The organism is Mesorhizobium sp. GbtcB19 (assembly GCF_019091085.1).
Taxonomy (GTDB): domain Bacteria; phylum Pseudomonadota; class Alphaproteobacteria; order Rhizobiales; family Rhizobiaceae; genus Mesorhizobium.
Genome location: NZ_JAGXJY010000009.1, coordinates 23534 through 45864, shown reverse-complemented (window position 1 = coordinate 45864; position 22331 = coordinate 23534). Strand labels below are relative to the sequence as shown.

The following is a 22331-nucleotide window of genomic DNA, read 5'->3' as shown; positions in this document are numbered from 1 at the left end:
CGGCGGCCTGATGGGTGCCTATATCCTGCGCCGCATCCTCCTGATGATCCCGACCTTGTTCGGCATCATGGCGCTTGCTTTCATCGTGGTGCAGTTTGCGCCGGGCGGGCCGGTCGAGCAGATTATCGCCAGCCTCAACAATCAGGGCGGCAACGACCGCCTCGGCAGCGGCGGCGGAGATGTCCAGGGCAGCAATTTCGATGCTGCCGGCGATGTCAGCTCGAAATACCGCGGCGCGCAGGGTTTGGACCCTGAATTCATCAAGAAGCTGGAAAAGCAGTTCGGCTTCGACAAGCCGCCGCTCGAGCGGTTCGGCATGATGTTGTGGAACTATATCCGCCTCGACTTCGGCGACAGCTACTTCCGCGACATTCCGGTGCTCAAGCTGATCCTGGAGAAGATGCCGGTGTCGATCTCGCTCGGCATCTGGATCACCATCCTGTCCTATCTGATCTCGATCCCGCTCGGCATCCGCAAGGCGGTCAAGGACGGTTCGACCTTCGATGTCTGGACCAGCGGCGTCGTCATCGTCGGCTATGCCATTCCGAGCTTCCTGTTCGGCATTCTCCTGATGGTGCTGTTTGCCGGCGGCTCGTATTGGGACTGGTTTCCACTGCGGGGCATCGTCTCCGACAATTGGTCCGAATTGTCCTGGCCGAACAAGATCATCGACTATTTCTGGCACATGACGTTGCCGCTGACGGCGCTGGTGCTGTCGGCATTCGCCACATCCACGCTGCTCACCAAGAACTCGTTCCTCGAGGAGATCCGCAAGCAGTATGTTGTGACGGCCCGGGCCAAGGGCCTGTCGGAGAGAAAAGTACTCTACGGTCACGTTTTCCGTAACGCGATGCTGATCGTCATCGCAGGCTTCCCCGGGGCTTTCATCTCGGCCTTCTTCACGGGAGCGTTGCTGATCGAGAACATCTTCTCGCTCGACGGCCTCGGCCTGCTCGGCTTCAAATCTGTTCTGACGCGTGATTATCCGGTCGTCTTCGCCAATCTCTACATCACATCGCTGCTTGGCATGGCCATTGGCCTGCTGTCCGACCTGACATACACCTGGGTCGATCCGCGCATCGATTTCGAGCGGAGAGACGTCTGATGTCCGAAGTGGTTGCCGAGAATACAGCCAGGCGGACAAGGCGACCCTGGCTGTCGCCGCTAAACCGACGCCGCGTGCAGAATTTCAAAGCCAACCGGCGCGGCTACTGGTCGCTGTGGATCTTCGTCATTCTCTTTGTCCTGTCGCTGTTTTCGGAGTGGATCGCCAACGACAAGCCGATCATCGCTTCCTACAAGGGCGAGATTCTGTTTCCCGTCCTGGTCGCTTATCCGGAAGAGAAGTTCGGCGGCTTCTACGCCGTCACCGACTATCGCGACCCGGTCATCCGCGACGAGATCAACGCCAATGGCTGGATGATCTGGCCGCCGATCCGCTATTCCTACCGCACAGTCAACAACGCAGTACCCGAAGCCGCTCCGGCAAGGCCGTCCTGGGATTATGACGCGGAAAAACGCTGCAGCCAGTATCCGCAGAAGACCGCCGATCCCGACTGCATCGTCGGTAACTGGAACTGGCTCGGCACGGACGATCAGGCACGCGACGTGCTGGCCCGGCTCATCTACGGCTTCCGTATATCAGTGCTGTTCGGCCTGCTGCTGACCGCCGGCTCATCGATCATCGGCGTCATCGCAGGGGCTGTACAGGGTTATTTCGGCGGCTGGACCGACCTCATATTTCAACGCCTTATCGAAATCTGGTCGGCAATCCCGCTACTTTATCTTCTCTTGATTATCTCAGCGATCCTGCCGCCCGGCTTTTTCATTCTGCTCGGCATCATGCTGGTCTTTTCCTGGGTCTCACTGGTCAGCGTGGTGCGGGCCGAATTCCTGCGCGCCCGCAATTTCGAATATGTCAACGCGGCGCGGGCGCTTGGCGTGCCCAACCTTACCATCATGCGCCGCCACCTTCTGCCCAACGCGATGGTGGCGACGCTGACCTTCCTGCCCTTTCTGGTCAGCAGCGGGATCTCGACGCTGACGTCGCTGGACTATCTCGGCTTCGGTCTGCCGCCTGGTGACCCGTCGCTGGGCGAGTTGATGAAACAGGCGCAAGGCAATCTCAGTGCGCCGTGGCTGGGTATCTCCGGCTTCATCGTGATCTCGCTGATGCTGTCGCTGCTGGTGTTCATCGGCGAGGCCGTCCGCGACGCCTTCGATCCACGCAAGACGTTTCAATGAGCGAAGCCCTACTGTCCGTCCAAGACTTGAGCGTGGCCTTCGCGCAAGACGGCAAGCAATCGATCGCCGTCGATCACGTTTCCTTCGACATCGCCAAGGGCGAGACGCTGGCTCTTGTCGGGGAATCCGGTTCCGGCAAATCGGTCTCGGCGCTGTCGGTGCTAAAGCTGCTCGCTTACCCGATTGCCAGCCACCCGTCGGGCAAGATCCTGTTCCACGGCAAAGACCTGCTCGCCATGGACGAGAAGGCGTTGCGCGGCGTGCGCGGCAACAAGATCACCATGATCTTCCAGGAGCCGATGACCTCGCTCAATCCGCTGCACACGATCGAGCAGCAGATCGTCGAGGTGCTGCAGCTGCATCAGGGCCTGCGCGATCAAGCCGCTCGCGCGCGCACGCTGGAACTGCTCAACGAAGTCGGCATCCGCGATCCGCAGAAACGCCTCGACGCCTATCCGCACCAGCTCTCCGGCGGCCAGCGCCAGCGCGTCATGATCGCCATGGCTTTGGCCAACGAGCCGGAGCTTCTGATCGCCGACGAGCCGACCACCGCGCTCGACGTCACCGTGCAGGCGCAGATCCTCGAGCTGCTCGCCAAGCTGAAAAGCCGCAAGGGCATGTCGCTTTTGTTCATCACGCATGATCTCGGCATCGTGCGCCGGATCGCCGACCGCGTCTGCGTGATGACCAAGGGCAAGATCGTCGAGAGCGGCCCGACCAGGGAAATCTTCGCCAACCCGCAGCACGCCTATACGAAGCATCTGCTTGCGGCCGAGCCGAAGGGCAAGCCGCCTAAAGCCGACCTCAGCGCCAAAGCGGTCATGACGGGCAAGGACATCAAGGTCTGGTTTCCGATCAAAAAGGGCTTCTTCCGCACCACGGTCGACCATGTGAAGGCGGTCGACGGCATCGACGTCACCGTGCGGGCCGGCCAGACGCTGGGCGTGGTCGGCGAGTCCGGCTCGGGCAAGACGACGCTCGGCCTGGCGCTCGCCCGGATGATCTCGTCGACCGGGACGATCAATTTCAACGGCCGCGACATCAACCAGCTCTCCTTCAGCGCCATGCGTCCTCTGCGGCGCGAATTGCAGATCGTCTTCCAGGATCCGTTCGGGTCGCTCAGCCCGCGCCTGTCGGTCTCCGAGATCATCGAGGAAGGGCTGAAAATCCACGCGCCGAAACTCTCGCCCGACGCGCGCGACGACAAGGTTGTCGCCGTGCTGAAGGAGGTCGGCCTCGATCCCGAAACGCGTCATCGCTACCCGCACGAGTTTTCAGGCGGCCAGCGCCAGCGCGTCGCCATCGCGCGCGCCATGGTGCTCAATCCGCGCTTCGTCATGCTCGACGAACCGACCTCGGCGCTCGACATGAGCGTGCAGGCGCAGGTGGTCGACCTTTTGCGCAACCTGCAGGCCAAGCACAATCTCGCCTATCTCTTCATCAGCCATGACCTCAAGGTCGTCCGCGCCCTTGCCAATGACGTCATCGTCATGCGCAATGGCCAGATCATGGAAGCCGGACCGTCCGAACAGATTTTCAGCAGCCCGCAAACCGACTATACGCGGGCGCTGATGGCGGCAGCTTTCAAGATCGAGACGGCGCCGACCGGCGTGGTCAGCGAATAGTTATCTATTTCGCGCAATTCCCGACGGAAAGCCGCTACACTTTTCCCGGAATTGCTTCGGGACCGACAAAACAGGGAAGAAAAATCCGCGAATGGAAAAAGGCAAAATCCTGCTTGCCCTCACCGGCATCCACCCGCAGCGCTGGCATGAGCTGCTCTCGGCCGAGCGCGAGGTCGTGCTGGAGCCGAACGGCGCCAACGATCCGTCGATCACCTATGCGGTGGTGTGGAAGCAGAAACCCAACCTTCTCAAGTCGCTGCCCAATCTGCGCGTCATCTTTTCGATCGGCGCTGGCGTCGACCACATCTTTGCCGATCCCGGCCTGCCCGATGTGCCGATCGTCAAGATCGTCGCCGACAACCTCACCCAGCACATGGTCGAATACGTCGTCTGGCGAGTGCTCGACCATCATCGCCAGGCCATGCTCTATCGGGGCCAGCAACAGAAGAAGATCTGGCACGAGCCGCCGCAACGGGTGGCCGGCGACATTTCCGTGGGCATCATGGGGCTTGGCAGTCTCGGCCGCGCCGCGGCTTCGGCGCTCAAGTCCCTCGGCTTTGCCGTCAACGGCTGGTCGCGCAGCGAGCGGCCGACGAAGGGTGTTTCGACCTATTCCGGCGAGGCGGGGCTGATCCCGTTCCTCAACGCCACCGACATCCTGGTCGTGCTTTTGCCGCTGACGCCGCAAACCCAAGGCATCGTCAATTACGGGCTGCTCAAGGAATTGCGCCGGCGCAACGGGCTTGGCGGCGCGGTGCTGATCAATGCCGGGCGCGGGCGGCTGCAGAAGGACGCCGACATAGTGCGCGCGCTGGAGGACGGGACGCTGAAGGAGGCCAGCCTCGACGTGTTCGAGGTCGAGCCGCTGCCGAAGACCAGCCCGCTGTGGAGCCATCCGAAAGTGTTCGTCACGCCGCATGCGGCAGCGACGTCCGACCCTGCCCATCTGGTGCCGCCTATGCTTCGCCAGATGGCGGCCTTCGAGCGCGGCGAGAAGCTCGAGAACCTGGTCGACCGCACGGCCGGATATTAATTCAGGGTCAGGCCCCATGCGCGAAAGCACTGCTTGATTGCTCGCACGGAGGTGAGCCGCAGTTTCGGCAGATTGAGTTCCTCGAACATCGTTCGGTATCGCTGGCGATTTCGTGGCGTGACCACAGCAATGTGGTGGATCATATCCCATTTGACGCTGTCGCGCCCGCCTTCGAGGGCGCCATGCCTTTTGGCCTCGAACAGCGTTCGCCGAAAGTACCGCAGCAAACTCGCTGATGTGGAGATATCCAGCAGGATCAAACCCGTCGCGCGCGCAAAGCGCTGCGGCATGCAGACCGAGTAATTGCCGTCCATCACCCAGCGCTCGCCGGCGATCGCGGCGTCATGCAGGGCGACGAATTCGCTCTTTGGGCGCGGCTCCCAATCGGTATTGGGCAAATGATGCAGCAGATCGAGGTGAACGGGCTCCAGGCCCCGCTTGCGCGCAATCGCATTGGCGAGCGTCGACTTGCCGCTGTTGGATGGCCCAAGGATACAAATACGGTTGCCGAGGTCCGCGAGGTTCATCCGGTGAGCTTTCAGAGACGGGAAAGGATCAACGATCCGACCGATCGTAGAGCGGGTTAGCGAATTCTCAGGACGGTTTCGAACCAGGCAGCCCGAAACTTTCCTTCTTCTTCGGCTTGCCGCAGTCGCGGCGCTCGATCGAGCGGTTCATGGCGTCGATCTCACCGCTCGCCTTGTTGCTGGCGCGCTGTGCCTTGGAGCGCGTGTCGGGCATGAACGGACCGAAGCCCATCGCCGGATTGGAGAAGCCCGGCTTGGCGGTGACGGGCAGACTGTTCTGCTGCGCTAGCTGATTGCGCTGCGCCAGCAATTGATCGCAAGGCACATCGTCATATTGCAATGAGGATTGGACATCCTCGTCCTGGCGCTCGGCCATCGACGTGCCGCCGACACATCCGGCGACCGTCAGGCAAGACGCCAACGCAACCATGGTCCAGCGCATGGATTTCTCCTCGTGATGTCTGCCCCGCGCCACCCCGACCATGCCATTCAGGCTTTTTCGCAGCAAGCACGGGCTCATGCGGTAGCCGGGTTCTTCTCCGATGCAGCTGTTGCCGGGAAGCTGGCCACGATGGCAAGGCCCTCGACGGGATCGCGCCGGTCATGCCGGATAACCATGCTCTCCAGCGACAGGACCGCAAGCCCGTTGGCGGCAAGCACGCGCCGCGCATAGGCCTCCGTGTGCGCATAACGCCGTGACGGCCGCAGGGCGAAATCACCGCCGCCGGCAAGCGTCTCGACCGAGAAGGCGAACAGGCCGTCCCCGGCGAGCATGCCCGCCACCGCGCTGACGATGCGTTCGAGCGCGCCGATATAGATGAACACGTCTGCCGCGACCACGAGGTCGGCCCTGTCGCCGGTGCGGGAGAAATGCTGAAGATCGGCCTTGGCCAGCAGATCGTAGATGCCTTTGGCTTTCGCCTTCCTCAGCATGGCTGCCGAAATGTCGTAGCCCTCCAGCCGGTCGACGAACGGGCGCAGCCTCTCGCCCATCAGGCCGGTGCCGCAGCCGAGGTCGAGGGCCAGCCGGAATCGGCCGGGCCTTGCCTTGCAAATGGCCTGGCCAAGGAAATCCGGCAGCCCATAGCCGAGCTTTTCGACAAGCGATTCCTCGAAACTGTCGGCGTAATGATCGAACAAGGTCTCGACGAAGGCGCTTGGTGGCGCCGCGGCAGCCGGAGCGCGGCCGATCAGCTGAAGCTTCAACGCGGCGCCGAGGCGGTCCGCGGGCTCGAGCTCCAGCGCCATGGCCCAGGCCCGCGCGGCCTGGTCGGGCAGGCCAGCCGCTTCCTGCATTTCGCCGAGACGAAACCAGCCGGCAGCCCATTGCGGCGCGAGCTCCAGCGCGCCGAGCAGAAGCTCCGCCGCCTGCGCGGGCTCGCCCGAGGCGAGCAGCATCTCGGCGAAATCGGCGCGACGGTCGGCATTCAGATCGCCCGACGAGGCCTGGAGCGGTTTCATTCGCGAAGGATCCTGCCGGCGAGATGAGCCGGCCGGGCGGCTTTAAGATGAGTCAGCAGTCTCTTGCAACGGGCTTCCCGCGCTGAATTTAACCACTATCTTCGAGGGATGCGCGCCAGCGACCTGCTCAAATCCCGGCCGGAAGGCCTTTATTGCCCGCCAGGTGATTTCTTCATCGACCCGGTGCGGCCGGTCGAGCGGGCCTTGATCACGCATGGCCACTCCGACCATGCGCGCTCCGGCCACCGCTCGGTGTTGGCGACCCAGGAGACGCTCGACATCATGGGGCTGCGCTATGGCGAGGATTTCGCCGGAACGACGCAGGCCGCAACCCTCGGCGAGACGGTCGACATCAACGGCATTGCCGTCACCTTCCATCCGGCCGGCCATGTGCTGGGCTCGGCGCAGATCGCCGTCGAGCATGGGGGCATGCGCATCGTCGCCTCCGGCGATTACAAGCGCCAGAAGGACGCCACCTGCCTGCCGTTCGAGCCGATCCGCTGCGACGTCTTCATCACCGAAGCGACCTTCGGCCTGCCGGTGTTCCGCCATCCGCCGGACCACGAGGAGATCGCGCGCGTGCTCAAGTCGGCGGCGCAATTTCCCGAACGCTCGCATCTGATCGGCGCCTATGCGCTCGGCAAGGCGCAGCGCGTGATGCGGCTGCTGCGCGATGCCGGTTACGACAGGCCGATCTATATCCATGGCGCGCTGGCGAAGCTCAGCGACTATTATCAGAGCCAGGGCATCGATCTCGGCCGGCTGGAGCCGGGGACGGTGGAGAGCGGAGCCAAGGCCGATTTCGCCGGCGCCATCGTGGTCGGACCACCATCGGCCTTCGCCGACCGCTGGGCGCGGCGTTTCCCGGACCCGATCTCCTGCTTCGCCTCTGGCTGGATGCGCATCCGCCAGCGCGCCAAGCAAGGCGGCGTCGAACTGCCGCTGATCATTTCGGACCATGCCGACTGGGATGAGCTGATCGTCACGATCAAGGAAACCGGTGCCGAGGAAATCTGGGTCACGCATGGCCGCGAGGAGGCGCTGGTGCGCTGGTGCGAGCTGGAGGGCATAGCGGCGCGGCCGCTGCATCTGGTGGGGTACGAGGACGAGGGCGACTGATGGAACAGTGTTCGCCAATCGCCATCGCGGCGCTCTACGGCCCCCCTCTCTGTCCTGCCGGACATCTCCCCCTCAAGGGGGGAGATCAGATGTCACGCCGGCTTTCGCTAATCTCCGACGTAACAAGAAATGCGCCGGCGCTGAAGCTGCCAATCTCCCCCCTTGAGGGGGAGATGGCCGGCAGGCCAGAGAGGGGGGCCTCGCGCCGGCCCTCACCATTGGCGTGGCGCGCACCATCATGAACCGCTTCGCCGAGCTCCTCGACCGCCTCGTGCTGACGCCGTCGCGCAACGGCAAGCTGACGCTGCTGACCGACTATTTCCGCAGCGTCGAGGACCCAGACCGCGGGCTGGCGCTGGCGGCGATCACCGGGGACCTCACGATCGCCGCGGTGAAGCCGGCGATGCTGCGCGCGCTGGTGGTCGAGCGCATGGACCCGGTGCTGTTCGGCTATTCCTACGACTATGTCGGCGACCTCGCCGAGACCGTGTCGCTGGTCTGGCCGCAACCGCAAGGACACATCCCCAATCACGTGCCGACGCTGGCCGAGGTGGTCGGCAGGCTGCAGGCGGCAAGCCGCTCCGACGGGCCGAAGGTGCTGGCGCGGCTGCTCGACGACGCCAGCATCTCGGCGCGCTTCGCCATCATCAAGCTGGTGACCGGCGGCTTGCGCATCGGCGTGTCGGCGCGGCTCGCGAAGCAGGCGCTGGCCGATCTCGGCAAGGTCGACGTCGCCGAGATCGAGGAACTCTGGCACGGGCTGGCGCCGCCCTACACCGAGCTGTTCGCCTGGCTGGAAGGCCGGGCGGAAAAGCCGAGGAGCGCGGCGCTCGCGCTGTTCCGGCCGGTGATGCTCTCCAACGCCGTCGACGACGGCGACCTCGAAAAGCTCGAACCGGCCGACTACGCGGCGGAATGGAAGTGGGACGGCATCCGCGTGCAGGCGGTCTGCGAAGGCGGCGTGCGCCGGCTCTATTCGCGCACCGGCGACGACGTGTCCGGCGCCTTCCCGGACCTTGCCGCGGCGATGACTTTCGAAGCGGCGCTCGACGGCGAACTGCTGGTCGGCGATCCGCGCGAGGCGACCGGGACCTTCTCCGATTTGCAGCAACGGCTGAACCGCAAGAGCGTGTCGCCGAAAATCCAGCAGCAATATCCGGCGTTCATGCGCTGCTACGACGCGCTGCAGATCAATGGCGAGGATTTGCGCGCGCTGCCCTTCGCCGAACGCCGCAAGCATCTGGAAGCCTTCGTCGAGGCGCTCGACCCCAGCCGCTTCGACCTTTCGCCGCTGGTCGCGTTTTCCGATTGGGAGACGCTGGAGCGGCTGCGCCAGGCACCGCCGCATCCGATCATCGAAGGGGTGATGCTGAAGCGCTGGGATTCGCCCTATCTCGCCGGCCGGCCGAAGGGGCCGTGGTTCAAGTGGAAGCGCGATCCGCATACGGTCGACGCGGTGCTGATGTATGCGCAGCGCGGCCACGGCAAGCGTTCGAGCTTCTACTCCGACTACACGTTCGGGGTCTGGGCCGGACCGGAAGGCGCAGAAGAGCTGGTGCCGGTCGGCAAGGCTTATTTCGGCTTCACCGACGAGGAACTGCGAGAGATCGACAAATATGTCCGCGACAACACGATCGAGCGTTTCGGGCCGGTGCGCTCGGTGCGCGCCGACCGCAAGAATGGCCTGGTGCTGGAGGTGGCCTTCGAAGGCCTCAACCGCTCGACGCGGCACAAATCGGGCGTCGCGATGCGCTTTCCGCGCATCTCGCGGCTGCGCTGGGACAAGCCGGCCGCCGAGGCCGACCGCATCGAGACGCTGCAGGCGCTGCTGGATCGTTAATAGACCAGCATCGGCGTCCGTGGCGGAACGCGGCGCTCACTCCGCGATCGAAACACGTATCTCGTAGATGTCGACCGACTTGCCCTTCTGGTCGAAGTCGGAATTGACGGCGATGGTGCCGGCGGCGCCCGGGTGCTTGTTGGGGAACTGCACGTCGAACAGATATTCGTTGCGCTCATGGCCGACCGCGTAACGCTTGCGGCCGCAATCGCCGAGGTCGCCGAAATTGCAGTCGATCGAGATCTGCGTCTCCTTGCCCTCTTCCGAGCGGGCGACGATGTCGAACATGGCGTGCTTGCCGGCAAGCTTCTCCAGCACGCCCTGGCCGACGTCGAAGGCAATGGCAGAACCGGAAGCGCCGGACCGGATGCGCAGGAATTGACCGGTGTCGTCCTTCATCACCTCGGCATTGGCGTCGGAGGGCGTGCTGACATGGGTCGGATCGGCGGGCGAAAAGACGTTGATCCAGTTCTTCGACTGGTCCGCCTGGCCGGGCTTCTGCGGCGAACCGGGTTCGGCCGGCTGCGAGGAGTCCTCATCGTCCAGCGTCGGCGTCGGTTCGGGCGGGCCGGTGTTGAGCTCGGCCGCCGTCTTGAAGACCCCGGTCTGCTTGGCGAAGTAGAGGCCGATGCCGGCGGCCGCGAGCAATGTCGCGACGACGAAGATCGCGGTCAGCGGCAGGCGCCTGCCCCTGATCCGCCGCTCGTCGCGGTCGGGCGTAACCTGGGCGCCATTGCCGACCGGGGCGCCTGGCGAATCATCGAGCGACGGCGCGTCGGGAAGCGCCGTCTCGTCCGGCATGATGTCCGGCACGCGCGGCAGCACGCGCGAGCGTGGCTGGTCGGATGCATCGGGCTGAACCGGACCGTCAAAGCTGATCGAGGGCGACGACGCGGTTTGCGACGGCGGCAGCGGCGCGTCGACCGAAGGCGCAGCCGACGCGACCGGGGCGTCGACACCGGGCGCCGCCGCGGCATTGCCGGCCGGCACCACGTTTTCCGGCGGCAGCGTCACATCGGGGACGGCCGGCAGGAATTCGGATTCGATCTCGGTGATCTTGGCCTGCACCGCCTTGCGGCGGCTGATGGCGGCCTCGACGGTGACGTTCGGATTGGCCTGCAAGACGCGGTCGAGCGCGGCAAAGGCCGATCGATAGACCTTCTCGCGGAACGCCCGGTCCTCGGCATTGCCTTTCTCGAAGGCATTGCGGATCGCTTTCTCGATGGCGTCCAAGCGAGCTCCCTCTCAGCGTCCGCTCCCGGTTTCCTGATCGTTAGCCGCAGGCGACCAATCAATCAACGGGCGAGCGGCTGGCTTGCCGCATTCAACGCCATTTCGGCATTTTTTGTTGAAGAATCAACATTTTTCCGCGCGGGCGCCACGACAACCCATCCGCCGGGTTGCCATTCACGGGCTGGTTTGCAGGCTGCCACAGGCTTCAGCCGCATCCTTTGCGCGCTAACCGTATGAGGGAATTGCCGAGCTCAGGGCCGGAATTCGCCGCTGCCCATCTTGAATTAGCGAGCGGTTGAGTCTATCACGCAGCCCATTCTGGAAGCGCGATGCTTCCCGGGCCGCTTTAGCTCAGTTGGTAGAGCACATCATTCGTAATGATGGGGTCGCGTGTTCGAGTCACGCAAGCGGCACCAGTTTTCCTTGCATTTCCTGCTTCCGCACAACGCCTCGGCGCATCTCGGCTATTGTCGGGAATCGCCGTTGGTGGGACACTCCCCTTGTCAGCATGGGAGGTCGAAATGCCCAATAGTTTCAAGACCGGAGACGTCGTCAGGCTGAAATCCGGAGGCCCGCAAATGACCGTCAGCGACGGCGCGGCCTCGGGCATGTATCTGTGCCACTGGTTCAACCGCGACGGCGACGTCTGGATCCCGCAGCATGCCGGCTTCAAGCCGGATCAGCTGGTGGTGGTCGATCAACCGAAATAGGTTTTGCGCCTGCCGAAAGCGGCACCGTCCGGCCTCGCCGGAGATGGCTTCGATCGTGTCGGTAAGCCACCGACGGATTTTGCTCTGCCTCGCGTTTAACGGCTGAAGCGTGGCCGCCAATGGCTGCGCCCAACCGGAGACGAGAGCATGATCCGCCCCACCCTATTCGTCGTTGCCCTTGGCTTGCAGACCGCGGTCGCGGTCGCCCAGACGACGGCGCCGACCCCTCCCCCCGCGCCGGCGCCGGCGGCACCAAGCACTTCGGTTCCCTCTGCCGCCAAGTCCGGCCTGACGCTGGAGAAGTTCGAGACGCGGCGGGAAAGGGCCTTCATGCGGGCCGACACGGACAATGACGGCAAGGTCAGCCTCGCCGAATGGACGGCTTTCCAGACCGCGCGCAAGGCCAAGGGCGATCCGGCCAAATCCTTCGCGCGCCTGGACACCAACAAGGACGGTTTCGTCGACAAGGGCGAGCTCGACGCTTTCCTCGCCAAACGCTTCGCCAAGCTCGACAAGAACGGCGATGGCGTGCTCAGCGACGACGAGAGGCCGGGCCACAAATCTGCTCCCAACGAGGAGCAATGACCAAGAGGCTATGCCGCATAATAACAGCCGCGAGCGCCCTGGTTGATGGGCGCCGATCCGGACGAGGAACTGGTACGGCGCATCGGCGCCGGCGACCCCGCCGCCGTGCAGGCGATGGTGGCGCGCAAGCTGCCGCGCGTGCTGGCGCTGGCCAGGCGGATGCTGGGCGACGCGGCGGAGGCCGAGGACGTCGCCCAGGAGACCTTCGTGCGGATCTGGCGCCACGCCGCGGGCTGGCGCCAGAAAGGCACGCGTTTCGACACCTGGGTGCACCGGGTGGCACTCAACCTTTGCTACGACCGGCTGCGGCGCCGGCGCGAATGGGTAACGGACGAGCTGCCGGAGGTGGCCGATGAGACACCGCTTCCCGACGCAATGCCGGGCGACGAAGAGCGACGGGTCGGCCAGGCGCTGCAGCGCATCGCGCCGCGCCAGCGCGAGGCGATCGTGCTGGTGTATTATCAGGACCTGTCCAACATCGAGGCCGCCAGCGCCATGCAGGTCAGCGTCGATGCTCTGGAAAGCCTGCTCGCGCGGGGCCGCCGCGCCTTGCAGGCGATGCTCGTGGGAGACGACGGCGATGACTGAGACAGCAAGGGAATTGCCGGCTTCGCGGATGAGGACGTGGGGGGCCACGTCAAGACGGTGGAAGGGGGAACGAAATGGCTGAGAAGACGACGGCAGGGCCGATGGATGCCGCGCGGTTCGCCGCGCTGGCGGACGCCTATGGCAGCGCCTTGCACCGCTGGCCGCGGGCCGAGCAGGCCGCGGCGGTGCGGTTCGCCGAGACCGAGGAGGGCCACGCCATCCTGCGGCGCGCCGGCAGGTTGGATGCGCTGCTCGACCGGCAGCGCGTCGAGGCACCGAGCCCCACGCTTTACGGCGCGATCGTCGCCAGGGCCGCCACCGAGGTCCGACAGGTGCGCCGCCGGCGGTTCTGGTGGCTGGGCTTCGGGCTTGCCGGCGTCGGGCTCGCCGGCGCCGTGGCCGGGCTGGCGCTGGTCACCGTGGTCAATCCGGACATCCAGTCCGACCATTATGTCATGGATGCCAATGCGACGTCGTTCGGCGATGCCGGTCCCGATGCCGACCAGACCGAGGAGGACCTATGAACCCCCGTCTTGTCGCGGCATCCCTGGTGCTCAATGTCTTTCTGATCGGCGCGCTCGCCGGCGGCGCCGGCTGGCTGATCGGCAAATCCAACCCGGGCTTTTCGCTGGAATCGGCCGGCGGCCGGCTGCCCGTCGCCGACCGCAAAGCCTTCCGCCAGGCGCTGCGCGAGGTGCGCCGCGAGTCCCGCGACGTCATCCTCGACGGACAGGCGGCGCGGCGCGAGGCGGCCAGCCTGCTGCAACAGCCGACCCTCGACAGCAACGCGCTTGCCGCCGCGCTGGAGCGGGCGCGCAATGCCGACGTCACCATCCGCACGCGGCTGGAACAGCGCATCATCGAATTCGCCGCGTCGAGCTCGCCCGAAGATCGTCAGTTGCTGGCGGATGCCCTGCTGCGGCGCGCCGGCAGGCCTGCAAAAAAATCACCATAGGCAGCGACGGAAAGGGCGGGCACGCGCCGTTCAAGGGAAAGAGGGACAGGCCTGACGTCAGTTGATGCCGGCAGGTTCTCTTCAACTCGAAACTTTCGGGAGTACCCCATGAACAGTCTGACGAAATATTCGCTCGCGGCGGCACTCGCCCTTGGCGGGACGGCCGTGGCAAGCGCCGCCTCGGCGATGCCGCTTGCACCGGTTGCGCCGGCGCCGGCACTGGTCGAGCATGTCGCCTGGGGCTGCGGTCCGGGCTGGCATCCCAACTATTGGGGCCGCTGCGTCCCCAACCGCCGCGTGATCTATCCCGGTTATTATTACGGACCGCGCGTCTATATCGGCCCGGTCTGGCACCCGTACCACCGCTGGCACCACTGGCGCCGCTGGTGACGGCCCGCTCATGACGCCGGTGCTGCGGCCGGCGTCATGAGCGCCCTTGCGATCCCTGGAATATACCGGCCCAAATGGTCGGCTTCGGACGGAGGCTATGTTGGCCGCACCGGTTTCAAATCCCGTACCGCCGGACAAAGCCCTGGTCGCGCTCAACCGCTTCGGCCTCGGCGCGAGACCGGGCGACGAGCTCGGCAAGATCGCCGCCGATCCGCGCGGCTACCTCAAGGCCGAGCTCAAGCAGCAGGACATCGCGCTCATCCCTCCCGACGATCCGCAGAATGCCGGGTTGCTGGACAGCACCGCGGCGATCCAGGCCAGCATGGCGGCAGTCATGGAGCGCAAGACGGCGCGGGACGAGAAGGCGGCTGCCGCCATGCAGCCGACGGCGGCGGCTGATCCGGCCGGCCCGGCCGATGCAAAAGCCAAATCCGCGGTGCCGCGCGTCGAGGCCGATATCTATCGCGACGAAGCGCGGGCCCGTTTCGACAAGGCGCTCGCCGCGACACCCGGTTTCGTTGAGCGGCTGGTCGGCTTCTGGTCGAACCATTTCTGCGTTTCCGTCGCCAAGGCGCCGGTGGTGCGGGCCAGCGCCGGCGCCTTCGAGCGCGAGGCGATCCGCCCCTTCGTGCTCGGCCGCTTCGCCGACATGCTGCTCACGGTCGAGCATCATCCGGCGATGCTGTTCTATCTCGACAACCAGCAGTCGATCGGGCCGGACTCGCGCGCCGGCAAAAGGCGCGGCCGCGGCCTCAACGAGAATCTCGCCCGCGAGATCCTGGAACTGCATACGCTGGGCGTCGGCAGCGGCTATGCCCAAGCCGACGTCACCAGTTTCGCCGGCATGCTGACCGGCTGGACGATGGCGGGCCGCGAGGGGCGGCTCGGAGAGCCGGGAACGTTCGTCTTCAACGCCAACACGCATCAGCCCGGCGAGGCGATGCTGCTCGGTAGGACCTATCCAGGCGGCGGCATGGGCCAGGCGGAGGCCGCCCTCAACGACATAGCCCGTCATCCGGCCACCGCGCGGCACATCGCCGTCAAGCTTGCCCGCCATTTCATCGCCGACGACCCGACGCCCGCGGCTGTCGAGCGCCTGGCCGCGGTCTTCACCAAAACCGACGGCGACCTCCGCTCGATCGCCTTGACGCTGATCGACATGCCCGAAACCTGGTCGACGCCACTCACGAAGCTGCGCTCGCCCCTGGATTATGTCGTCGCGCTGCGGCGCGCGGTCGGCGCTACCGCCGGCAACGAACCGCAACGGTCGCTTCGCTGGCTGAACGTGCTCGGCGAACCGCTGTGGCAGCCGCCGGGGCCGAACGGCTTTTCCGACCAGACGGATGCATGGACTTCGGCCGAGGGCCTCAAGACGCGGCTGGACATTGCCTGGCAAGCCGCGAAGCAAGCGAACGACATCGGCGATCCGAACGAGATGCTGGCGTCGCTGATCGGCACATCCGTCTCCGCCGAGACCAAGCAGGCGATTTCGCGCGCCGAGTCCAAGCAGCAGGGCCTGGCGCTGCTGTTGATGGCGCCTGAGTTCCAACGGCGGTGAGCTGGAGCAATTCCAGGAAAAGTGCGCAGCGGTTTTTCGTCCGGAATTGCGTAAAAACAAAGAGTTAGTGGAGATGCGGCCATGAGCCTTCTTTGCGAAACCCCTAGCCTGTCCCGCCGCGCGGTGCTGATGACCGGCGGCGCGCTGTTCGCCTGGGCCTATCTGCCGCGCTTTGCCCGCGCGGCCGACAACCGCGACCCGCGCCTGATCGTCATCGTGCTGCGCGGCGCGCTGGACGGGCTGTCGACGGTCGGACCGGTCGGCGACCCGGACTATGCCGGCCTGCACGGCGATATCGCGCTTTCGCTCTCAGGCGCCAACCCGGCATTGCCGCTCGACGGTTTCTTCGCCGTCAACCCGGCCATGCCGGTGTTTGCGCGCCTGTTCAAGGCGGGCCAGGCGGCGGTCGTGCATGCGGCCGCGACGGGCTATCGCGACCGTTCGCATTTCGACGGCCAGGACGTGCTGGAAAGCGGCCTGCCCGGTCCCGGCAACGCGACCACCGGCTGGCTTAACCGGGCTTTGGCCAACCTGCCGGCGGGCGACAGGATCGCCAAGGCGGGCGGGCTCGCGGTCGGGCCTTCGACGCCGCTGGTGATCCGCGGCGCCGCGCCGGTGCTCGGCTGGGCGCCGCAGGCTCTGCCGACGCCCGGCGATGCGCTCGCCGAGCGTGTGCTCGACCTCTACAACCATCGCGATCCGGTGCTGGCGGCAGCCCTGCAGAAGGGTCTCGACGCCGACCGGATGGCAAAGGGCGATCAGCTCGACGGCAAGACGATGAAGCCGAAGGGCGGCCTCGACAATGCCGCCGGCATGCGGCAGTCGGCGCATGGCGCGGCGAGACTGATGGCGGCCGATGACGGACCACGCATCGCCGCGCTCGCCTTCGACGGCTGGGACACCCATGTCAACGAAGGCGGTGCCACCGGCCGGCTCGCCAACCTGCTTGGCGGCCTCGACGGCGCCTTCGAGGAATTCGAGAAAGGGCTGGGCGCGCGCTGGAAGGACACGGCAATCGTGGCGATCACCGAGTTCGGCCGCACGGCGCGTATCAACGGCACGGTCGGCACCGACCACGGCACCGGGACGGTGGTGCTGCTCGCCGGCGGCGCGGTCAAGGGCGGCCGCGTGATCGCCGACTGGCCGGGACTGAAGCCGGCGCAGCTCTACGAACAGCGCGACCTGGCGCCGACCAGCGACGTGCGCGCGGTGCTGAAGGGCCTGCTGGCGGATCAGTTCGGGCTTTCCACTGCAGTGCTCGGCGACAGGGTGTTTCCGGAGTCGGCGGCGGTGAAGCCGATGCGGGATCTGGTGGTGTAAGTCTTCGCTCCCTCGGTGGAGGGCGCCAAGCGCCTGTCAATTCGTCCTCGGACGGAGCAGTGCAAGATGAGATCGGTCGCGATCCTTCGCGCCCCCTCTGTCCTGCCGGACATCTCCCCCACTTGGGGGGAGATTGGCAGCTTCGGCGCTCCGCTCAATTCTACGACGTATGAGATTGGCGAAAGCAGGCGTGACGGCTGATCTCCCCCCTTGTGGGGGAGATGTCCGGCAGGACAGAGGGGGGCGCTGTCCCGCCGACGTCTCATAGCCTCTCCACGGCCGCGACGCTCTTAAGTTACGGACGCGGATGACCGAGCTTCGCCGCTGTTAGGACCTCAGCAAAAAACGCCCGCGCCGTTGCCAGCGCGGGCGTCGATGGCGATCCGAGCGCGATCATCAGCTCCAAAAGCCGGGATGCCAGCGGCCGTGATACCAGAAGCCGGGGTGCCAGTGGCGAACATGCACTGGCCGGATGAACCGGCGACCGTTCGGTACGCATCTGCCCCAGTGGTTCATGTGCCAGCCGGGACCGCAGCGCCAGCCGACTGTTTCGATGGGCAGCGATGAGGCACTCGGCTTGGCCAGAGGCATAGCCTCGGAGCTCGCGGCGGACAGCATCAAGGTGCCGGCCGCCAAGGCAATGGGCAGCAAGTATTTTGTAAACATACGTTCTCTCTCCGTAATTCGTCCCTACCTCCGTGAAACGGAGTGTTGGGGCGAAATCCGTCGGAGCGGGATGGATCACATGTTCGTTAGATCGGTTCGCGGCAGCGCCGGCTGACTGTTTCGATCCGCGGCGGGTCGGTCCAGCAGGCCCTCGGCGCCATATCGAATTGATCCATATCAATGAGCATGGACGCGTCCCGCACTAGGATCGATGAGAAGCGACCGACGGAGATCGTCAAGGCCCGCTGAAACAGGTGATCACACCGATGATGATCCGCACGCTCTCGAACCTGGAATGCACGAAGATGCTGGCGGCCAACCGCACTGGACATCTGGCATGCGCGAAGGACGGACAACCCTATGTCGTGCCGTTCAACTACGCCTATGCCGACAGTCACCTCTACGGCTTCTCCCTGCTCGGCAAGAAGATCGACTGGATGCGGGAAAATCCCCTGGTGTGCGCGCAGGTGCAAGACCACACGCAAGGGCGCGGATGGCGAAGCGTAATCGTCGAGGGGCGCTATGAGGAACTGCCGGACCGGGTCGGCCACAAGGTCCAGCGCGACCATGCATGGGCGGTGTTGAGCAAGCACGCGGACTGGTGGGAGCCCGGCGCGCTCAAGCCCGTCACGCCTCCCGTGTCGGACAGCCTGCCGCATGTCTTTTTCCGGATCCTCGTCGAGCAGGTCTCTGGGCGGGAAGCTACTGGATAGCCAGCGTCTGCGGCAGCAAGTCGTTACAAAGCCGGGCTATCGCCCAGCGTCGCCACGGTCTTCAGCGCGCCATCCAGCATGTCGCCCTTCTCGTCCTTCAGCGCGGCCTCGCGCAGGCGGCGGATCCAGTCGGCGGCATCGTCGCGGCCCGTCAGCATGGGCAGCGCCGAGAGCACGCGGTCGAACTTCGACTGGGCGCGGGCATGGGTGTCGCTGTAGCCCTTAATCAGGCGGCGGCAGTTCAGGATTTCGGTGGCAAGCGCGTAGTTCTGCGGCACATGGCTGAGCGCCAGTTCATACCAACGCTCCAGATGCTCGACCTCTATCCTGTGGCGCAGCAGAGCGCGGCGCCAGCGGCGCAGGCCGCCGATGAACCAGAGCATCGAAAAACCGGTGAAACTGTCGGTGCGGATGTGGCGGCCGCGATTGATGCGGCGGTCGAGGAAGGCGGCGAGCTTCGGCCTCTCCTCGATATAGCTGCCGAGCCCCGCGGGCAGCGTGCCGCAGAACTCCTCGATGCGCGGATGGAAATATTCTGTGACCTGCAGGACCGAACCTTCCTTGACGCCGACCTCCTTGCGCACCCGCTTGTCGCGCGTCGAGCGCGTCTTCAGATCGGCGACGCGGATCATGTCGTCATAGCACATGGCGTTGGCGAGATGCTTTGCCGCCGCGATCGACAGCGCATAACCGCGCTCCGCGTTGTCGAGCGCTACAGCCTTGTCCAGCCGGTCGAGATATTCGTCGCCATAGGCGATGTCCTGGTAGTCGACGACCTTTTTCAAGCCACGTTCGGCCATGTCGCGTACCGGCTCCGGCAATGCCGCGACGCGGGCGGCGAGCTCGCGCCAGCCTTTCAACAATGTTTCGGGACCGCTGACCTTCGCAGGCTTGGTTTCGGGGGCAGCAGGTTTCACTGCTGCCTTGTCCGCTGCCGGTGCGGCAATGCCGCGCGCGCGGTCGCAAGCAGCGCCAAAGGCGGCGAGGCTTGCCTTGACGCCACGGCCGGCGGCGCCGATCGCCTGCTCGTAGTTTTCGCGCGGGAACGGCAGCGCGTCCGAGCCGGCCAGCGCGCCGAGCAGGCTGGCCGAGATCATGGTGCCGTTGTCGGCGGCGATCTTCTCCATGTCGAAGGCGATGAAGCGCTTTGCCGCCGCTTGCGCCGTCGCATGCACCTTTTCCGACGAGGCGCGGCCGTCGCCCGGCTCGATCTTTTCCGAAACCGCGGCGATGCGGTGCGAAGAGGTGATCAGCGTCGTGCGCTCGGGCGTGACGAAGCCGCGGATGATGGCCCGGCCGGCTTCCATCAGCTCGGCGGCGATCAGGATGTCGACGTCGCCCTGCGAGGGCGACAGCGCGAAGACCGGCAGCCGGCCGGTGTCGCGGGCCATCTCGATATAGTAGATCGTGGCGCCGGTGCGCTGGGCGACGCCGGCGACCGACGTCGACTGGGCGATGTAGCCGCTGCGCTCGGCGACGTCGGTGATCCAGTCGGCGAGCACGCCGCCGCCCTGGCCGCCAACGGCGAGCACGGCGAGTTTTATCACCCGCTCGTCGTCAGAAGCGCCCGTCTTCGGGCGCAGCGCTGCGCTGGGGTCAAGCATCGGCGAACATCAAGCGGCGGCGCTCGCGGCGACGCTGCAGCAGGCCGATGACCGCGCGGCGCGCGCTTTCGAGAAACCGATCCCAGCGGCCGGGATTGTGCACGACATCGGCGCGGTAGAAGGACGGGCAGAGCACGGCGGCATCCGCCACCTCGCCGCAATTGCCGCAGCCGACGCAATTCTGGTCGATCGAGGCCACCGGATCGTCGCGCAGCGGATCGTCGAGCGACTTCACCGACAGCGACGGGCAACCGGAAAGCCGCATGCAGGCGTGGTCGCCGGTGCAGATGTCCTCGTCGACGCCGAATTTCGGCTTCACCACGCGCTCGCCGCCCTTGATCGCCTTGTCGACCAGCGGCTTCTCGCGGCGCTGGCGGTTGAGCATGCATTCGGACGAGGCCACGATGACCTTCGGCCCCTTCTCCTCTGTCGTCAGCGCCTCGCGCAAGGTGGCTTGCATCTTGCCGACATCATAGGTGCGGTCGATGTGGCGCAGCCATTTGACGCCCATGCCCTTCACCGCCTCGGTGATCGGATGTTTCGTCGACTTTGTCCGGTTCGGGGCGCGCGAGGACAATATGTCCTGCCCTCCGGTCGCGGCCGAGTAGAAATTGTCGACGATGACGATGACGCCGTCATTCTTGTTGAAGACGGCGTTGCCGATCGAGGAGGTCAGGCCGTTGTGCCAGAAGCCACCGTCGCCGACGAAGGAGATCGAGCGGCGTTTTGCATCGGGCGAATTGAAGGCGGAGGCCGAGGCCGGGCCAAGCCCATAGCCCATGGTGGTGGCGCCGAGCTCGAAGGGCGGCATGATCGAGAACAGGTGGCAGCCGATGTCGGAGGCGATGTGGTGTTTGCCGAGCTCCTGCTCGACCAGCTTTGTGGCCGCGAAGATCGGCCGCTCCGGACAGCCGATGCAGAAGCCCGGCGGACGTCCAGGAACGACATTGATGAGGTCGGCCGTATCGACACCCTCGCCCGTTTTGTTCGGGGCGCGTACTTCGCCCGGCAGCAGATGCGGAGCGTTGGCGCGCAGGAAGGAGCCGATGCCGTCGAGCATCACCTGGCCGGTATATTCGCCGGCCATCGGCAGATGCTCCTTGCCGACCAGCCTGGTGCCGCGGCCGGCCTTGTGCAGCATCGCGGCAAAGGCCTGCTCGATGTAATTGGGCTGGCCTTCCTCGACGACCAGCACCGCCTGCTTGCCTTCGCAGAAGGTGAGGAACTCGTCGTCGACCAGCGGGTAGACGGCGTTCAGCACATAGAGAGGCACGTCGGTGTCGCCATAGGTGTCGGCGAGGCCGAGCCGCTGCAGCGCACGGATGACGGAATTGTACATGCCGCCCTGCATGACGATGCCGACCGAGCCATGGTCCGGCCCGAACATCTCGTTGATCTTGCGACTCTTGATGAAATCGACCGCCGCCGGCCAGCGCTTGGCGACCTTCTCCTTCTCATGCAGGAAGGAGGCGGGCGGCAGGACGATGCGGCCGGTGTCGCGGCGCGGCGCCGACAGCGCATCGGCGACCGACATTGGCGGGCGCTTGTTGTCCTTGGCGATGAAATGTCCGTGGACGTGGCAGCAGCGGATGCGCACCTGCAGCATCACCGGCGTGTTCGACACCTCCGACAGTTCGAAGCCGTCCTCGACCGCCTTGACGATCGAGGGCAGGTTCGGGCGCGGGTCGAGCAGCCAGACCTGGCTCTTCATGGCGAAGGCATGGCTGCGCTCCTGCATGATCGAGGAGCCCTCGCCATAGTCCTCGCCGACGATGATCAGCGCGCCGCCGGTGACGCCGCCGGACGCGAGATTGGCGAGCGCATCGGAAGCGACATTGGTGCCGACCGTCGACTTGAAGGTGGCGGCGCCGCGGATCGGATAGTGCACGGAGGCGGCAAGCATGGCGGTGGCGGTCGCTTCGGAAGCGCTCGCCTCGAAATGCACGCCGAGCTCGCCGAGGATGTCCTGCGCGTCGGCCAGCACGTCCATCAGATGGCTGATCGGCGCGCCCTGGTAGCCGCCGACATAGCCGACGCCGCATTGCAGCAGCGCCTTGGTGATGGCGAGGATACCCTCGCCCGCGAATTCCTCGCCGGCGCCCAGCCTCAGCTTTTCGACTTCCTTGGCAAAAGACCGTTCGGCCATCTCTGCCTCCTTCC

General features: G+C 65.4%; 21 protein-coding genes and 1 tRNA gene. 16 read left to right on the top strand and 6 right to left on the bottom strand.

Features of this window, described 5'->3' with window-relative positions:
* Positions 1-10: 10 nt before the first annotated feature.
* The 4 genes from KVT37_RS16945 to KVT37_RS16930 all read left to right on the top strand — a co-directional run bounded on the left by KVT37_RS16945 (position 11) and on the right by KVT37_RS16930 (position 4902).
* The gene (locus KVT37_RS16945) at positions 11-1105 is read left to right on the top strand and encodes a microcin C ABC transporter permease YejB (protein WP_217575064.1); all 1095 of its coding nucleotides are present in this window, start codon (positions 11-13) and stop codon (positions 1103-1105) included.
* Complete coding sequence (locus tag KVT37_RS16940) at positions 1105-2244, top strand: ABC transporter permease (RefSeq protein ID WP_217575062.1); 1140 nt, start codon at positions 1105-1107, stop codon at positions 2242-2244. Before KVT37_RS16945 ends, KVT37_RS16940 begins: the two co-directional genes overlap by 1 nt.
* Positions 2241-3869 (top strand): ABC transporter ATP-binding protein, encoded by a 1629-nt coding sequence (locus KVT37_RS16935; RefSeq protein WP_217575060.1) that lies wholly within the window; start codon positions 2241-2243, stop codon positions 3867-3869. The genes KVT37_RS16940 and KVT37_RS16935 overlap by 4 nt, the downstream gene beginning before the upstream one ends.
* A gap of 91 nt (positions 3870-3960) precedes the next feature.
* The gene (locus KVT37_RS16930) at positions 3961-4902 is read left to right on the top strand and encodes a glyoxylate/hydroxypyruvate reductase A (RefSeq protein ID WP_217575058.1); all 942 of its coding nucleotides are present in this window, start codon (positions 3961-3963) and stop codon (positions 4900-4902) included.
* Here the strand turns inward: KVT37_RS16930 and KVT37_RS16925 are convergent.
* From KVT37_RS16925 to KVT37_RS16915, 3 genes are all read right to left on the bottom strand, one after another.
* Complete coding sequence (locus KVT37_RS16925) at positions 4899-5429, bottom strand: AAA family ATPase (RefSeq protein ID WP_217575056.1); 531 nt, start codon at positions 5427-5429, stop codon at positions 4899-4901. The genes KVT37_RS16930 and KVT37_RS16925 overlap by 4 nt on opposite strands.
* Before the next feature lie 67 nt (positions 5430-5496).
* Complete coding sequence (locus KVT37_RS16920; protein ID WP_217575054.1) at positions 5497-5871, bottom strand: hypothetical protein; 375 nt, start codon at positions 5869-5871, stop codon at positions 5497-5499.
* Positions 5872-5945: 74 nt separating this feature from the next.
* Positions 5946-6890 carry a methyltransferase domain-containing protein gene (locus tag KVT37_RS16915; protein WP_217575052.1) on the bottom strand — a complete coding sequence of 315 codons (945 nt, stop codon included), beginning with the start codon at positions 6888-6890 and terminating at the stop codon, positions 5946-5948.
* Positions 6891-6998: 108 nt separating this feature from the next.
* Here KVT37_RS16915 and KVT37_RS16910 point away from each other — a divergent pair, with 108 nt between their 5' ends.
* Together KVT37_RS16910 and KVT37_RS16905 are read left to right on the top strand one after the other, a co-directional pair.
* A complete protein-coding gene (locus KVT37_RS16910; protein ID WP_217575050.1) occupies positions 6999-8009 on the top strand; it encodes a ligase-associated DNA damage response exonuclease in 1011 nt (336 codons plus the stop codon).
* A gap of 238 nt (positions 8010-8247) precedes the next feature.
* Positions 8248-9849, top strand: a complete 1602-nt coding sequence (locus KVT37_RS16905; protein WP_217575048.1) for a cisplatin damage response ATP-dependent DNA ligase — start codon at positions 8248-8250, stop codon at positions 9847-9849.
* A gap of 36 nt (positions 9850-9885) precedes the next feature.
* Here the strand turns inward: KVT37_RS16905 and KVT37_RS16900 are convergent, their stop codons facing one another.
* Positions 9886-11082, bottom strand: a complete 1197-nt coding sequence (locus KVT37_RS16900; RefSeq protein ID WP_217575046.1) for a hypothetical protein — start codon at positions 11080-11082, stop codon at positions 9886-9888.
* Positions 11083-11422: 340 nt separating this feature from the next.
* Here KVT37_RS16900 and KVT37_RS16895 point away from each other — a divergent pair.
* The 10 genes from KVT37_RS16895 (at position 11423) to KVT37_RS16850 (ending at position 18567) form a co-directional block, all read left to right on the top strand.
* Positions 11423-11498: transfer RNA gene (locus KVT37_RS16895), tRNA-Thr, on the top strand.
* Between the two features lie 105 nt (positions 11499-11603).
* Positions 11604-11792 (top strand): YodC family protein, encoded by a 189-nt coding sequence (locus KVT37_RS16890; protein WP_217575044.1) that lies wholly within the window; start codon positions 11604-11606, stop codon positions 11790-11792.
* Between the two features lie 147 nt (positions 11793-11939).
* Positions 11940-12377: an EF-hand domain-containing protein gene (locus KVT37_RS16885; RefSeq protein WP_217575042.1), complete on the top strand. Its 438-nt coding sequence runs from the start codon at positions 11940-11942 to the stop codon at positions 12375-12377.
* Between the two features lie 45 nt (positions 12378-12422).
* Positions 12423-12965 (top strand): RNA polymerase sigma factor, encoded by a 543-nt coding sequence (locus KVT37_RS16880; RefSeq protein WP_217575040.1) that lies wholly within the window; start codon positions 12423-12425, stop codon positions 12963-12965.
* A 74-nt stretch (positions 12966-13039) separates the two neighbouring features.
* Positions 13040-13489 carry a hypothetical protein gene (locus KVT37_RS16875; RefSeq protein ID WP_217575038.1) on the top strand — a complete coding sequence of 150 codons (450 nt, stop codon included), beginning with the start codon at positions 13040-13042 and terminating at the stop codon, positions 13487-13489.
* The gene (locus KVT37_RS16870; RefSeq protein WP_217575036.1) at positions 13486-13920 is read left to right on the top strand and encodes a periplasmic heavy metal sensor; all 435 of its coding nucleotides are present in this window, start codon (positions 13486-13488) and stop codon (positions 13918-13920) included. Before KVT37_RS16875 ends, KVT37_RS16870 begins: the two co-directional genes overlap by 4 nt.
* Positions 13921-14028: 108 nt before the next feature.
* Positions 14029-14310 carry a hypothetical protein gene (locus tag KVT37_RS16865; RefSeq protein ID WP_217575034.1) on the top strand — a complete coding sequence of 94 codons (282 nt, stop codon included), beginning with the start codon at positions 14029-14031 and terminating at the stop codon, positions 14308-14310.
* A 97-nt stretch (positions 14311-14407) separates the two neighbouring features.
* The gene (locus tag KVT37_RS16860) at positions 14408-15868 is read left to right on the top strand and encodes a DUF1800 family protein (protein ID WP_217575032.1); all 1461 of its coding nucleotides are present in this window, start codon (positions 14408-14410) and stop codon (positions 15866-15868) included.
* An 81-nt stretch (positions 15869-15949) separates the two neighbouring features.
* Complete coding sequence (locus tag KVT37_RS16855) at positions 15950-17188, top strand: DUF1501 domain-containing protein (RefSeq protein WP_217575030.1); 1239 nt, start codon at positions 15950-15952, stop codon at positions 17186-17188.
* A gap of 932 nt (positions 17189-18120) precedes the next feature.
* Positions 18121-18567 carry a pyridoxamine 5'-phosphate oxidase family protein gene (locus tag KVT37_RS16850; RefSeq protein WP_217575028.1) on the top strand — a complete coding sequence of 149 codons (447 nt, stop codon included), beginning with the start codon at positions 18121-18123 and terminating at the stop codon, positions 18565-18567.
* Between the two features lie 23 nt (positions 18568-18590).
* On the opposite strand, the gene KVT37_RS16845 is transcribed toward KVT37_RS16850, so the two are convergent.
* Together KVT37_RS16845 and KVT37_RS16840 are read right to left on the bottom strand one after the other, a co-directional pair.
* Complete coding sequence (locus tag KVT37_RS16845; protein WP_217575020.1) at positions 18591-20171, bottom strand: indolepyruvate oxidoreductase subunit beta family protein; 1581 nt, start codon at positions 20169-20171, stop codon at positions 18591-18593.
* Positions 20164-22317, bottom strand: a complete 2154-nt coding sequence (locus KVT37_RS16840; protein ID WP_217575018.1) for an indolepyruvate ferredoxin oxidoreductase subunit alpha — start codon at positions 22315-22317, stop codon at positions 20164-20166. Before KVT37_RS16840 ends, KVT37_RS16845 begins: the two co-directional genes overlap by 8 nt.
* Between the last annotated feature and the right edge of the window lie 14 nt (positions 22318-22331).